The 14,780-nt window shown below is 42.3% G+C and carries 14 protein-coding genes; 9 read left to right on the top strand and 5 right to left on the bottom strand.

Going from position 1 to position 14,780, the window contains the following annotated elements; genetic code table 11:
- Window positions 1–477: 477 nt before the first annotated feature.
- Window positions 478–771: a hypothetical protein gene (locus CWC03_RS17005; protein WP_045987966.1), complete on the top strand. Its 294-nt coding sequence runs from the start codon at window positions 478–480 to the stop codon at window positions 769–771.
- A gap of 69 nt (window positions 772–840) precedes the next feature.
- Here the strand turns inward: CWC03_RS17005 and CWC03_RS17000 are convergent, their stop codons facing one another.
- On the bottom strand, window positions 841–1,323 hold the full coding sequence (locus CWC03_RS17000) for a DUF3016 domain-containing protein (protein ID WP_138582896.1): 483 nt from the start codon (window positions 1,321–1,323) through the stop codon (window positions 841–843).
- Window positions 1,324–1,893: 570 nt separating this feature from the next.
- Between CWC03_RS17000 and CWC03_RS16995 the strand changes: the two genes are divergently transcribed.
- The 3 genes from CWC03_RS16995 to CWC03_RS16985 all read left to right on the top strand — a co-directional run bounded on the left by CWC03_RS16995 (window position 1,894) and on the right by CWC03_RS16985 (window position 5,924).
- Window positions 1,894–2,772: a DUF436 domain-containing protein gene (locus CWC03_RS16995; protein WP_138582895.1), complete on the top strand. Its 879-nt coding sequence runs from the start codon at window positions 1,894–1,896 to the stop codon at window positions 2,770–2,772.
- A gap of 367 nt (window positions 2,773–3,139) precedes the next feature.
- Window positions 3,140–4,660, top strand: a complete 1,521-nt coding sequence (locus tag CWC03_RS16990; protein WP_138582894.1) for a S41 family peptidase — start codon at window positions 3,140–3,142, stop codon at window positions 4,658–4,660.
- Between the two features lie 757 nt (window positions 4,661–5,417).
- Window positions 5,418–5,924, top strand: a complete 507-nt coding sequence (locus tag CWC03_RS16985; RefSeq protein WP_138582893.1) for a hypothetical protein — start codon at window positions 5,418–5,420, stop codon at window positions 5,922–5,924.
- Between the two features lie 19 nt (window positions 5,925–5,943).
- Here CWC03_RS16985 and CWC03_RS16980 read toward each other — a convergent pair whose 3' ends face one another.
- The 4 genes from CWC03_RS16980 to CWC03_RS16965 form a co-directional block, all read right to left on the bottom strand.
- Complete coding sequence (locus tag CWC03_RS16980; protein WP_138582892.1) at window positions 5,944–6,573, bottom strand: hypothetical protein; 630 nt, start codon at window positions 6,571–6,573, stop codon at window positions 5,944–5,946.
- A gap of 296 nt (window positions 6,574–6,869) precedes the next feature.
- A complete protein-coding gene (gene groL / locus CWC03_RS16975) occupies window positions 6,870–8,516 on the bottom strand; it encodes a chaperonin GroEL (protein ID WP_138582891.1) in 1,647 nt (548 codons plus the stop codon).
- 50 nt (window positions 8,517–8,566) lie between these two features.
- Window positions 8,567–8,854: a co-chaperone GroES gene (locus tag CWC03_RS16970; RefSeq protein WP_010368755.1), complete on the bottom strand. Its 288-nt coding sequence runs from the start codon at window positions 8,852–8,854 to the stop codon at window positions 8,567–8,569.
- A 156-nt stretch (window positions 8,855–9,010) separates the two neighbouring features.
- Complete coding sequence (locus CWC03_RS16965) at window positions 9,011–9,523, bottom strand: FxsA family protein (protein ID WP_138582890.1); 513 nt, start codon at window positions 9,521–9,523, stop codon at window positions 9,011–9,013.
- Window positions 9,524–9,652: 129 nt separating this feature from the next.
- On the opposite strand from CWC03_RS16965, the gene cutA reads away from it, so the two are divergent.
- From cutA to accC, 5 genes are all read left to right on the top strand, one after another.
- Complete coding sequence (cutA, locus tag CWC03_RS16960; protein ID WP_138582889.1) at window positions 9,653–9,973, top strand: divalent-cation tolerance protein CutA; 321 nt, start codon at window positions 9,653–9,655, stop codon at window positions 9,971–9,973.
- The gene (locus CWC03_RS16955) at window positions 9,973–11,784 is read left to right on the top strand and encodes a protein-disulfide reductase DsbD (RefSeq protein ID WP_138582888.1); all 1,812 of its coding nucleotides are present in this window, start codon (window positions 9,973–9,975) and stop codon (window positions 11,782–11,784) included. Before cutA ends, CWC03_RS16955 begins: the two co-directional genes overlap by 1 nt.
- A 195-nt stretch (window positions 11,785–11,979) precedes the next feature.
- The gene (gene aroQ / locus CWC03_RS16950; RefSeq protein WP_069021390.1) at window positions 11,980–12,441 is read left to right on the top strand and encodes a type II 3-dehydroquinate dehydratase; all 462 of its coding nucleotides are present in this window, start codon (window positions 11,980–11,982) and stop codon (window positions 12,439–12,441) included.
- A gap of 19 nt (window positions 12,442–12,460) precedes the next feature.
- A complete protein-coding gene (accB, locus tag CWC03_RS16945; protein WP_017217207.1) occupies window positions 12,461–12,925 on the top strand; it encodes an acetyl-CoA carboxylase biotin carboxyl carrier protein in 465 nt (154 codons plus the stop codon).
- Window positions 12,926–12,945: 20 nt separating this feature from the next.
- Window positions 12,946–14,292, top strand: a complete 1,347-nt coding sequence (gene accC / locus CWC03_RS16940) for an acetyl-CoA carboxylase biotin carboxylase subunit (protein WP_128728833.1) — start codon at window positions 12,946–12,948, stop codon at window positions 14,290–14,292.
- The last annotated feature ends 488 nt before the right edge of the window (window positions 14,293–14,780 follow it).

Below are 14,780 nucleotides of genomic sequence, written 5' to 3'. Positions count from 1 at the left end.
CGATTAGCTCTTGTTGAGCTTAAAATATGAATTAATTAACCTGAGCTGCGGATAATTAATGCCTTTCTAGCAGCCTGTTTTAGCGCTAACGGCGTTGAATTCACTTCCAATAGCCAGCTATTAGTGCGTAAATTCGCCTTGCCTACAAGGATGTAGGTACCTGGGCGGTAGCAGGACGCGAGATCGGAGCTATCCCCAAAACTCTCTGGCTCGATAAGAAGATAGTTTAAGGTGATTAAAAAAACAGTGAGTTAGCTCATTCCTTATCCAAACCTCAGGTTAAATAGCAAAATTTTCGCTTGGTTATTGACAATATTTTCTCGCTTAAAAATAGACTACTTAATTAAGCGAATTGGGATAAGACACGACACAATTTAGGCCAAGTGTGGATTAAGAAAATTATTGCCAACTTACTACCTGACATTTGATCTCTGACCCCTTAAAATATGGAGTTTTGAAAATCTGTTTGGAATGACCATGCAAGCCGTTATCGAACAACTTAATGAAAATCTCAAGATCATATACCGCCAAGCGCTGGATGCTGATAAAAAACTCGATGAATTGCAGCAGCAAGGTCATGGTAAGTTTAAAGCGCTATTTACAGAAGAAGCGGGGTTTACGTTTGAAGCAAAACGCTTTAAACCTTATGTTTTGGATGTTGCAGCCGACGTTGAAGGCCTATCGACAACTGAAGAAATTGACGAGCAAAAACTCGCACTGGTTGTCAAAAAGTTACAATCCTTACTACAGCTACTGGCGACATTTAAATAGCCAACTAGTTAACCAAACACGCAGCTTGAGCGCTGCGTGTAAGCTTATCTCAAGGCTAACACCGGTTAATTAACTAACTTTTTTCATCAAGTCATCTTCAAACCAGTCAGTTAAAAGTCGCTTTTCATAATAAAAAGATTCGTCCATGCCTCTTTTTATTCTATCCATGAACGACATATCTTTTAACGTCACGCCATTTTCCTCTGCGATGGTTTTACCAGACTTATCTGTTAACTTATAGCTAATTTCAAAACGGGGGAAATGGATTGGTTTAATCACTCGAATATCAGTGGTACCGTAATGAACATCACCTGCAAGGTCTATCTCGTCAAAGGTAATTGCGAGCTTGTAGCCCTCCGGTAATTTAGTCGCTAATTCTTCTAAGTGTTTTTGCAATTGCTTTTCAACCCGTTTATGAAATGAACCGCGCGTTTCATTACCAGGTCTAACATCACGATACTCTTTAAAGTCCTTCCAAGTCACAGCGACCTCACCTGCATTGACAAATAAGGGAGTCATAAATAAAGCAAGTATTGCAATTTGTGTTTTCATCTTTGGATCTCCTTCAAACTATACCATCACCTTACTCCTTCATTGTGCGAAGTAAAGCAAGATCACACCCTTTTACGCAGTGTGACATTTGACTACATTTACATAACCACCTGAAACTGTATTCAGAAGTTAGTTAGCTAACTGAATGAAAAACTGAGTTCACTAATACTATATCACCCTAGATAAGTGCTTTCTTAAAAGCAATGTACGTTTTCGGGGCTATTAAAAACAAAGTTAAAGCACTTTTAATAAATCACAATTGCAGGCGTTCAAGTTAGCTTATAGTTAGTAAGACCGAGGTTAGGGTAAATCGTTCTCAAACGGATGTAATCAAAGCAGTAACTTTACGACCATAAGCAATCGAGTAGCTTCAACTTAACCGTAATAGCTTAAGGCTATTGGCGGCGGATCGGTTTAAACCGTTTTTCAACGATTCACCTCATCTCTACGCTCTTTTATCCCCATCAAGCCACTGCTATTTATTCTGCATGATAAATCCACCCACCATTGACATTCACAAAAAAACAACCAAAATACACTTTTTAGAAACACAAAAGGACATTGTTTTAAATGAAGTATTTCTTATATCTTAGCGTGTTAATCATGAGTCTGTGCAGCACTTATGTACATGCTGAAAGAACAATACTATGTAATGCTTGTAGTCCTGAGCGCTCGCAAAAACTAGTAGAAGAAATCACCCGCTATGAAGGTGAGCGGGTATATGTTGTAGATCTCGTTCAATCATCACCTAAAATAACACTTTATAAATCTGTTTTAGACCTAAGTGCTGATGAAGTAAATGCATCTAATAAATACCACGCATTTAGTAGTGAATATCACGGGCCAGACTCGGTTATGTCACTGCAGCTCAAAGAAAAACTAATCGAAGTTCAAAAGGCAGTAGAGGTGCTCCATAAAAGGACTGCTGAAATCACGTTACCCGTTGACGGGAAGTTTGAAAGTGCATTTCAAATTGCCATACCCGAGCACTACTTCTTGAGTAAAATCGCCACTCGGATTCAAACAGACAAAAAGGTTAGAAATCAATTCACTCTAATTCATACGCAACTAAAACAGCTAAAAGCTGATCTAGGTCTAGATATTGGGTTAACATCACTAGGCTTAAACCTGAAACCTGTGTTGGTAATAAATTTTAAAGATGGCACCAGTGCTTGGGTAAAACTGGATTTGCTGACAACTAATGGAGCAGGTGTAGCCGTAGAGGGGAGTCTCATGAAAGCACTCGATAAGCAAGGCCAAGTTATTCCTATTGGCGGTGGCGTCTTAGGGGTTAGACTTTGGGCCAAAGACAGAGCATTAAATGAGGAAACCGCTGGTAGCATGAAGTGGCTCACCGAATGGCTAAGTATAGTGGAAGATCGGGGCGTGCCCATATACAACCCATATAGTGGTGGTCGAGGTAACGCTAGCACATCAATTAAAGACTGACATGTTGAAATCACAAAAAATAAAAAAGGCCAAGAGCAGGTATCGCTAGCTTGTAGCTAACTTGAGGTTGGATTAAGAATAAGATACCTAATCCTTTAAGTTCACCTTCAATTACTCAGTGGTAACTAGGTAAATTAATGCATCAATAGCTCACTATTGGTCGTAAGTTTAGCGCAATTCACACCAAAAGTGATTTGTTTGCAATAGTAAGTGAGTTGGTAAGCTGAGCAACCAGCCTTCTGTTTGATGGTTTTTTAGGTCGGGATTTATCCCGCCATATTGCGCTTGTCATTGTGAAAGCACTCACTATTTCTCGATTTTTTGTGCTGCATTAAATAGTCAAATTATAATAATTAAAAGCACCTATATGAAAAAAACGATTAACACCTACCTTGGAACGTTAGTGAGCTGCCTTAGTGTGCTTGCAACGAATTCTCATGCGCTTGGAAATGACAACGATTCAATCGACAACCTGCCTAGCACAGCTTTGCAGTGGCAAGCTGTTGCAAAACAAGATATCCATTACGCCTATCAGCAATCAGCTACCAACCACCCCGGTATGTTGGATAGCCACAATCCTGGCTTTGCACAGTTACTTGAAAACGCAAAGCAACAAGCGTTAGTGCTTGCTGAAAAGATCAAAGATGCCTCAGGCTATGCAGCCACAATCGCCCGTTTTAATACTGTTTTACAGGATGGTCATGCTGGCGCTGTGGCGGTTTTACCAAAATCAGTGAGGCAACCTAGACGTTGGCCGGGGTTCTCGGTAGTTTGGCGTGGTGATGGTTTAAAAGTGTATTACAGTGAGCATGATAAAGTAACTAAGGGCGATAAGGTCATAAGCTGTAATGATACACCTATTAAGCCGTTAATGCGTAACACGTTGTTTAAGTTCCATGGTCAAGTTGAGCAGCCTGGTCATTGGTGGAATCAAGGATGGCGATTATTAATCGACGACGGTAATCCATTTTTACCACCATTAAAAACATGCAACTTTGTGCAATCGAGTGGCGTGGCCTACAGTCTACAGTTACAGTGGGTAGAACGACCAGATAGTGTTAATCAACATCTAGTAAATGCTTACAATGGCGATAAGTTGGAGGTCGGTTTACATTGGCCTGTCGAAGATATAGCCTGGATAGCAATGCCCACCTTTGCGCCTAACGAAACAGAAAAATCAAATTACCAGCAACTGTTTGCTGATTTAGCTAGGCAGCGTGAACAACTTCTCACAGCTACAGCTGTGGTATTAGATCTTCGTCATAATCAAGGTGGTTCATCCTTCTGGAGTTTGAAAATTGCCGAGCAATTATGGGGGCAGCAAATCGTTAATTATCGAAAAGATAAACATGACGAAAAAACACAGGTGTGGTGGCGAGCATCAAAAGATAATACTCAGTACGTAGAGTCGTTAGTAACTGTATTACGCGACCAACCTGAGATGCATGAAATGGTGAAAGCAATGTCTACTGGTATGCGTGCATCTTTAAAGGCTGGAAAGCCATTTTATGTAGAGCATAAGCCGCAAGCAAAAAATGCTTCAAAGCAGCTAGCTGAAAGTGACTTTAAAAATAAAGCGATAGTGATCGTGCCGGGGCAATGTGGCAGCGCCTGTCTGGATGCGATCGATACGTTTAAGTTGTTTTCAAATACAGTGCTATTTGGCGCCCCAAGTAGCTCAGATTCAACCTATATGGAAGTAAGGTTGGTTGATACCCCATCAGGCTTAAGCAAGATCATTATTCCTAATAAAGTCTATGTGGATAGAGCCCGTGGCAATGGTGATTTTTATCAACCTGACATTCCATTTAATGAAGTCGAGTGGACAACTGAAGCCTTATTAGAGGGAATCAAAAAAGCGGCCAGTAGTGAGGGCGTTGGTGAATAAAGATATAAAGCACTAAAAACTTTGATGCTCTGCTATGAAACTGAAAAATAACACAAGAGAATGAAGACCTTACTGTCATTACACATCTGCTGAAGAGCGAGTAGGTATTCTTAAGAATAAGCAGTTATGGGCTACACATTCACGGTGTTTGGACGATATAGGAGCATTTAATTATATTCTTGGGGGATAAAGAAAAGCAGCAAGGTGCGATAGGAGAAAAGGTTTGGGAATTATTACTCATGAAGTCGAGTACCTCAAAGAAATAGAAGCTCATTTTCCTGAGCCTGTAGTATCTAGCACCAAGTATAAAAAAGCAAAAACCCAGCCGAAGCTGGGTTTCTAAAGCGTGTAGTGCTTAGGAGATGATGTTTACATCATGCCGCCCATGTAGAACTTAATCCTTTGTTTCTATTGAACTATTAACATGGGAAAAAGTAGCGATACCCCACTTTATACCCCCATTGTGAAATAAAGGGCAAATTTATTTATATTTCAACCAGTTACCTATATCAATAGCGCGCTAACAACTCTAAGGCTCTGAAGCAATTCAATATAAATTATTTAATAACAAATTGTTATGATACTGGCAATCATATAATTAAAAGTAAATTTCGAACTACCTGGTATTGTAATAGGAACATAGATAAATTAAAGTTTTCTCCGAGTTTGATTCTGGGAAAAGGCTTTCAAGAGTCAAGTTACAAAATCACTCTCTTTTTCTCATCATACAAAATAACTTCAAGGACAAAGGAATATTATGAAAGTTACCGGTTTATTAAAATCACTTATGTTAGCGACATTGGTTAGCACTTCTGCTATATCTTATGCTCAAGCCGAAGGTGGATTAGTTCAAAGAGCTGAAGCGGTCGCTAAAGCTGAAGGTATTACTATGGCTGAGCTGCTAGACCGTTCTGAAAGTGGCGAACTAGACGTAAATCAAAGAGCCGCTGAATTAAATGCTGAATGGGGACGCTGCGAGACCTATAAATATACAAAGTATGCAAGTGCTAAAGTAGATCAAGAAATTACTCTTACCAATTTTTCAAGCTTTGGCGGTACTTGTAATTCTTACTTTTTCACAATAGAAAAAAACTATGATGGCCATGATATGGAATTAATTTTATACCGTGATGATAGCGAAATTGATCGAGGTACTCATATCGGAAGATACCTTCCTCGTGGCAGCTATAGATTAACTCTGAAAAACAACGGTGGCGGTACAAGTATACGTGGCGGTGTACGTTACGAATACCGCGAGAATTAATTTATATTACGCAGGCTAATTAAGCCTGCGTATCAACAAGTTTAGTTTCTTGGCTTTTTAGGAAATTGATCACCTTCTCTTGATACTCTTGGAGAAAAGATTCTGAAGTGATTTTAGCAACTGTTTGCTGTTTCTTTTGAGCATTACCCAACACACCATGAAATGAGCGGTAGTTCTCTTTTTCCATTTGCGCCGCGCCTTCTACATGATCTACAAAGAAGTCGATAATATTTATTTTTTCGTCAGGCTTGAAACCTTTTTCCTCAAAATTGACACCATCTAAAGAACCTTTCACCCCCATTACATCATCCCAAAATGTGTCACGTAAGCTCCCCGTATACCCACTCGAGCGTGCCATATCAGACTCCAACGTTCGAATTGCGTCAACAATACCTTTAAATTCATTGATAGACATATTCTCAAAATCAAAGCCCTCAGGATTAAGTAGAGCGCTGTATGGTGAACTGCTCGGCGCATCACCTGTAAATGCAGCAATAGACACAGACTCGTCAGATACTTGTTTCTCTTTGGTATCTTTAACCTGATTTGGTTCTGGCTCCTTTTTTACGGGCGCAGCAAACGGTTGTGTAGGTGTTGATGTTGGCGCATTAGTTGTTGACGCCGAATGGATATTAAAATGAATAGTCATAAAAGCTCCTTTTCGTATTGCCTTAGTATCGGCAGTATTCCTATTTTACTTTAGCATATTGTGTTGGATTTTATGGTTGTTATACATTGGTTAGTTAGCCCACCTAAGCATGTTCCTGCTACTAGTCCATTTGTGTGAAACAGCACAAAGCACATTTTTTTACAACACATGGGACTTAAATCGATACCCCACTTTATACCCCTAAAATAATGACGCTTGAGCAAATTTCAGACACAAAAAAACCCTAACATCAAACTGTTAGGGTTTTTATAAAAAGCGATCTGGACCGATTTTTACTACATCATGCCGCCCATGCCACCCATTCCGCCCATGCCACCCATATCTGGAGCAGCAGCTTCTTCTTTCGGAATTTCAGCAACCATCGCTTCTGTAGTGATCATAAGACCTGCTACTGATGCTGCGAACTGTAGTGCAGAACGCGTTACTTTAGTTGGGTCTAGGATACCCATTTCGATCATGTCGCTGTACTCGCCAGTTGCTGCGTTGTAACCGTAGTTACCTTCACCGCCTTTAACAGCGTTAATCACAACTGATGCTTCGTCACCTGCGTTTGAAACGATTTGACGAAGTGGTGCTTCCATCGCACGAAGTGCCACTTTAATACCGTGGTTTTGGTCTTCGTTGTCACCAGTTAGCGATTCAAGCTTGCTCGCTACGCGAACTAGTGCAACACCACCACCAGGTACTACACCTTCTTCAACCGCTGCGCGAGTTGCGTGTAGCGCATCTTCTACGCGGTCTTTTTTCTCTTTCATTTCAACTTCAGTTGCTGCGCCAACTTTGATTACTGCAACACCGCCTGCAAGTTTTGCCATGCGCTCTTGTAGTTTCTCTTTGTCGTAGTCAGAAGTTGCTTCTTCGATTTGTGCTTTGATCTGTGATACGCGACCATCGATTGCTTCTTGCTCGCCAGCACCGTCGATGATAGTTGTGTCATCTTTAGTGATAACCACGCGCTTAGCTGTACCTAGGTCTTCAACTGTAGCTTTTTCAAGCTCAAGGCCAATCTCCTCAGAGATAACTGTACCACCAGTTAGGATTGCGATGTCTTGTAGCATCGCTTTACGGCGGTCACCAAAGCCAGGCGCTTTAACCGCTGCAACCTTCACGATACCACGCATGTTGTTTACAACCAGAGTTGCTAACGCTTCACCTTCAAGGTCTTCTGCAATAATTAGTAGCGGCTTGCTTGTTTTAGCAACTGCTTCTAGTGTAGGTAGAAGTTCACGAATGTTTGAGATCTTCTTGTCTACTAGAAGGATATGTGGATTATCTAGCTCAACTTGGCCTTTTTCAGCGTTGTTGATGAAGTACGGAGAAAGGTAGCCACGGTCAAACTGCATACCTTCAACTACATCAAGTTCGTTTTGTAATGACTGGCCTTCTTCTACAGTGATAACACCAGACTCACGACCTACTTTTTCCATTGCTTCAGCAATGATGTCACCGATCTCTTTATCAGAGTTAGCTGAAATCGTACCAACTTGTGCAATCGCTTTTGCGTCTGAACAAGGTACTGAAAGCGTTTTTAACTCTTCAACAGCGGCGATAACTGCTTTGTCGATACCACGCTTAAGGTCCATTGGGTTCATGCCCGCAGCAACTGACTTAAGGCCTTCATTCACGATAGCTTGCGCAAGAACAGTTGCAGTGGTAGTACCGTCACCCGCTGCGTCATTTGCTTTAGACGCAACTTCTTTAACCATTTGTGCGCCCATGTTCTCGAACTTATCTTCAAGCTCGATCTCTTTCGCAACAGATACACCGTCTTTAGTGATAGTTGGTGCACCGAATGACTTTTCTAAAACAACGTTACGGCCTTTAGGACCTAGTGTTACTTTTACTGCGTCTGCTAGTACGTTTACGCCTTTTAGCATTTTTGTACGAGCGTCACCTGCAAAACGAACTTCTTTAGCTGCCATGTTATAAATTCCTCTTAAATTCTGTTGTCGATTAAACTAAAAAGTATTAATTATTCTACGATGCCTAAGATGTTATCTTCGCGCATGATCAGGTACTCTTGACCTTCGATCTTCTCAGTTTTTTCGATGTAAGAGCCGAACAACACTGTGTCGCCAGCTTTTACTTGTAGTGCTTTAGTTTCACCATTATCCAACACGCGGCCGTTGCCTACTGCAACCACTTCACCACGTGAAGACTTTTCAGCTGCAGAACCAGTTAACACAATGCCGCCAGCTGACTTTGTTTCTTCTTCAAGACGCTTAACAATGACGCGATCATGTAAAGGACGAATGTTCATTTATATAGTTCTCCTAACAGTTTCTGAACAATGACAGAAATAATGCTTTTTTAAGGCGCTGTTACATCCACAGGTTGTGGTTAACACACGCAATTTTAATTGCTTTCATTTATGGGGATGGGCAAATTAAAACCCAAGAGAAAAAACCAAAAAAATTTAGTCTTTTCTTTCGTATTCACCTTCAATCGTTGTTGAAGAATTTCTACCCGATTGATTTTTAAATGGATCTCTAATTTCTTCCTGCTGCTCCGCACGCTCGTCGCGTGATTGATTAGCAAACGGTGACTGACCTGAGTGCATGCCTGTTTGCACTCTTACAGTAGCATGTGCTAACAGCGACTGCGCCAGCTTTTTTCTAACGGCTGGGGTTAACAGTAAAAAGCCTAATACATCGGTCATGATCCCAGGCGTCATCAATAGCACACCAGCAATGATCACACACAAACCGGTAAATAAATCTTGTGCAGGCAATTGCCCACGAGACATCTGTTGCTGTACGTTGACATAAGCGCCAAGACCCTGCTGTTTAACCAGTCTTGCCCCTAAAATGGCGGTACCAATTACAAGCGCAATGGTAGCAAAACCGCCTATCACCTCGCTGACTTGGATCAGCAAAGCAATTTCAATAATCGGAATAGCGATAAATAAAATAAATAAGAATCTAAACATACTTTCTCCAAATCTACGAAAGATAAATATGGGTGCAAAGGTCTTAATTCAAGCGATACAAGTAAGACGCTTTAGAAAAGAGGAGCTATCCGCTAAGATGCCATTACTAACCCTAAAATGGAAATGGCAATGGGCGTAAGATATAAACTCGTCTTATCTACCTGCGATTCAGTTGCAGAAGCGCGTAAGATTGCAACGCAACTTGTAACGCAAAAACTTGCAGCTTGTGTGAACCTAATCCCAGCAGTGGAATCTATTTATGTTTGGGAAGGTCAGGTTGAACATGCGCAAGAAACCAAGCTGTTAATCAAGACAAAATCCGAAAAACTAGAGCAAGTGATGGCCGCTATTCGTGAACTACACAGTTATGATGTCCCAGAAATTCAAGTCGTGGACGTTACCAGCGGCAACTTAGCTTATTTCAAATGGATGGACGAGGTATTATTGTAATGCGACTCTTAGTAGTTCTTTTCTCATTGCTGATGTGGTTTCCCGCGCAAGCAAACAATGCGGTGCTAGACAGCTTACTGGCTCCTAAACAACAGACTTTTTTACCAGTAACAGAAGCATTCAAGTTCGATTTTGACCAGCAAGGCCACACCTTGTTTGTAGGTTGGGACATCGCCGACGGCTATTACTTATATAAGAAGAATCTTCAAATTATCGCTAAACAAGCCGACATCCAAGTGCCGGAGCTTGAACCAGGAAAGATGATTGAAGATGAGTTTTTTGGTCGCACTGAAGTCTACTTCAATAACTTATCTGTTATCTCTAAGCTCAGTAATATCGAGCAAGGTGCAATCGTAAAAATACGCTATCAAGGCTGCGCCGAAGCTGGACTTTGCTATCCGCCAGAAATTGTAGAAGTGCCGTTAAGCACGATTGCGGGAGAAAAGCCAAAGACCACGTCAACCGAAGCTCCTGAAACAAAAGCAGAAGCTCAAAGCGAAAGCACCTCTGTGGATAACGATAATTTGTCTTTCACTGAGCAGCTAATGCAGCGCAGCTTACTTGCGAATATTTTGACGTTCTTTGGCCTGGGTATTGGCCTTGCGTTTACCCCTTGTGTATTCCCGATGTTCCCTATTTTGTCGAGTCTCATCGCCGGTCAACAAGGCCTTTCGACTAAAAAAGCCTTCAGTCTATCTTTTGTTTATGTGCAAGGTATGGCGGTCACTTACGCGGCGCTTGGGTTAGTCGTTGCGTATTTCGGTGGCCAAATTCAAGGCTACTTGCAGCATCCTGCGGTACTTATCAGCTTTAGTATATTGTTCGTCGCACTCGCGCTATCTATGTTTGGGGTTTACGAAATTCGTTTACCTAGCGGCATGATGGATAAACTCACTCAGCTCAGTAACAAGCAAAAAGGCGGCAATTACTGGGGTGTATTCATTATGGGTGTGCTATCTGGACTTATTGCATCGCCCTGCACCACAGCTCCACTTTCTGGTGCGCTATTATTTGTCGCGCAAAGTGGTGACTATGTGGTGGGCGCGGTAACACTATACGCACTTAGCTTGGGCATGGGCTTACCGCTATTACTGCTAGGTACCTCAGGTGGAAAATTATTGCCAAAAGCAGGAGGCTGGATGGATCAGGTCAAAACGCTATTTGGTTTTGTGATGCTCTTCGTACCGCTTATCCTTCTAGAGCGTATACTCGATGCGACAGTGATTATCTCACTGGCCGGTGGCCTCGCCGTAGCGACAGCACTCTACTTGCATTATTGGCAAAGCCAATTACAGGCAGGCAAAGGTAAAACCACATTGTGGGGTTTTGCGATCACTCTGTTTATTGTTGGCTTATATGCATTAAAAACAAGCCTGTTTCCAGCACCTGCAGCTATTGTAAGTACTACATCGACTCAAGCCGAGGTCGTTACGGGAGAGCAGAAGTTTAAGTTACTACCTGACTTAGCTGCACTCAAAGTCGCCGTTGCTGAGGCCAATACCAAAGGCAAAGTGCCTATCGTTGATTTATATGCAGAGTGGTGTGTTGCGTGTAAAGAGTTTGAGAAATACACTTTCCCGAAACCTGAAGTACAAGCACAGTTCAAAGATTACGAGCTATTAAAGCTCGACTTGACCAAAGCCAATGACAACACTCAAGAGATCATGGAGGCATTTACGGTGTTTGGTTTACCGACTATTTTAATCTTTGATAGCCAAGGTAATGAGATGCCAACACACCGCATCACAGGTTTCTTAGACGCAAAAGACTTTGCTGCCCACCTAGAAAAGGCCAAGCAGGACGCAAAGTAACCATTTTAGGGGCAAACTTATTTGCCCCTCTACCCTTCTCATTAGACCAGTATTTTGCTGCTATTTACCTCGAACTCTCTATAATACTCCACGAAATGGAGAAATATTTGCTATTTGCTGGAATTCGGCTTAAGTTAACAAGCCATACAGTCTAAATTTTTGGCTAATGCTTTAGTTAAAGGAAGTTCGCGTAATATGTCTGCAAAATTAAAGATTTTATTAGTAAACGGCCCTAATTTAAATATGCTAGGTCGCCGTGAGCCGCACAAGTACGGCACGCAGACTCTCAACGAAATTGTTGACGCATTAACTGAATATGCAGAAGCACAGCAAGTCAGCTTGTCACACATTCAAAGTAATAGTGAAGCGCAGCTAATCGAGGCTATTCACGCTCAATATGAACAATGTGATGCGATTATCATTAATCCCGCCGCATTTACCCATACAAGCATTGCCCTTCGAGACGCTTTACTCAGTGTGGACATCCCTTTTTATGAAGTACACATCACCAATGTGTACGCCAGAGAGCCATTTCGTCACAAATCTTATTTTTCTGATGTGGCGGAAGGCGTGATATGTGGATTAGGCGCGTTGGGCTATCGTGCTGCACTTGATGCAGCGTTAGCGCAATTGCGAAAACAAAATAACTCAAATTAACTAACAGGCGGGTCATTGTATGGATATTCGCAAGATCAAAAAACTTATCGAGCTAGTAGAAGAATCAGGTATTGCAGAGCTAGAAATCACTGAGGGTGAAGAGTCAGTACGTATCAATCGCCACAGCAGCGCACCAGTTTATGCACAACCTCAACAATACATGGCAGCTCCAGCGGCACCTGCACCAGCAGCACCAGCGGCGGCTCCTGCAGCAGTAGAAGCAGCACCAGCAGAAAGCAGCGCACCAGCAGGTCACCAAGTTAAGTCTCCTATGGTTGGTACTTTCTACACAGCTTCTTCTCCAACAGCAGCGGCATACGTTGAAGTAGGTTCAAAAGTAAATGTTGGCGACACACTTTGTATCGTTGAAGCCATGAAGATGATGAACCAGATCGAATCAGATAAAGCTGGTGTAGTTAAAGCAATCCTAGTTGAAAACGGTGAGCCAGTAGAATTCGACCAACCGCTATTCATCATCGAATAATTACGCAGAAGGTCAACGTTATGTTAGATAAAGTAGTCATTGCAAACCGAGGTGAAATTGCACTTCGCGTATTGCGTGCCTGCAAGGAGCTAGGTATTAAGACGGTTGCTGTGCACTCAACAGCTGACCGTGACCTAAAACATGTTCTTCTTGCGGATGAAACCATTTGTATCGGAAAACCTGCGGCAAGCGAAAGCTACCTTGATATTCCTCGTATTATCGCTGCGGCAGAAGTCACAGACGCGGTTGCTATTCACCCAGGTTACGGTTTCCTTTCTGAAAATGCCGACTTTGCTGACCAAGTTGAGCAAAGTGGCTTTATCTTTATCGGTCCAAAAGGCGACACTATTCGTCTAATGGGTGATAAAGTTTCTGCTATTGAAGCGATGAGAAAAGCTGGTGTTCCTTGTGTTCCAGGTTCTGATGGCCCGTTAACCGAAGATAACGATCGCAACATGCAGATTGCCAAGCGTATTGGTTACCCTGTTATCATCAAAGCCGCAGGTGGCGGTGGTGGTCGTGGTATGCGCGTCGTTCGTAGCGAGAAAGAGCTTGTTGACTCAATTGCGTTGACGCAACAAGAAGCCAAGCAGTTCTTTGGTAATGGCATGGTTTACATGGAAAAATTCCTAGAAAACCCACGCCATATCGAAGTACAAGTACTTGCTGACGGTCAAGGCAATGCAATCCATTTAGGTGAGCGCGACTGTTCAATGCAGCGTCGTCACCAAAAAGTAGTGGAAGAAGCACCTGCACCAGGGATCACAGCTGAAATGCGTAAATACATTGGTGATCGCTGTACTCGTGCATGTATCGAGATTGGTTATCGCGGTGCAGGTACGTTTGAATTCTTATACGAAAACGGCGAGTTCTACTTCATTGAAATGAACACTCGTATTCAGGTTGAGCACCCAGTAACAGAAATGGTCACTGGCGTAGACTTAATCAAAGAGCAACTTAAGATTGCTGCTGGTCAACCGCTTTCTATCACACAAGAAGACGTGGTGATCCGTGGTCACGCAATCGAGTGCCGTATTAACGCAGAAGACCCAGAGAGCTTTATCCCTTCACCGGGTAAAATCACACGCTTCCACCCAGCAGGTGGCCTTGGGATCCGTTGGGACAGCCATATTTACGCTGATTACACAGTACCGCCACATTACGACTCAATGATCGGTAAGTTAATCACTTATGGTGAAAACCGTGATGTTGCGATCGCTCGTGCTAAAAACGCACTAAATGAGCTAGTAATTGACGGGATTAAAACCAACACTCCGCTGCACAAGAAGATCTTGTCAGACGAGAACTTCCAAAACGGTGGCACGAATATCCACTACCTAGAGAAAAAACTAGGCATGCACCAATAACCTAATTCGTTCTCCTAAAAGAGGCCGGCCAATTGCCGGCTTCTTTTATCTCTGTCCTATTTCCAACGAACGTTACTGCTTGCTCATCTTGTGTTTACAGCAAAAATCCACCCCAGATTCTAAGTGACTCTATTTTTTCACTGTAAAGCCAGACCAATACTTACCTCGCCATTTTAATGATCTGCACAACTCATCACCCTAACCACTACAACATTGGCTTAATATTGAGCGATCAATCCATTAGTCCCGACTTTTTCACGTTTTAATAGTGACAAGCCTGTTAAAAATTTTTATACTGCCTGCGCTTTCAGTGATTTACCTTTAAATTACTACAGCAAATAGCCCTATAACTCAGTTGGGTAAACTTTCAAAGAAAGTTTACGTCGAGGAAGCGAAGGGATATTAGCGCAGCGACCTTGAGCGTTGAATCCGAGACCGGAACCAAGCTTCATGGACGAATATAAAGCGCAAAAACACAAAATGGCCCT

This window comes from Pseudoalteromonas sp. S2755 (assembly GCF_005886535.1).
Taxonomy (GTDB): domain Bacteria; phylum Pseudomonadota; class Gammaproteobacteria; order Enterobacterales; family Alteromonadaceae; genus Pseudoalteromonas.
The sequence above is the reverse complement of the archived record's forward strand: the minus strand, read 5'-3'. Positions and strand labels throughout refer to the sequence as shown.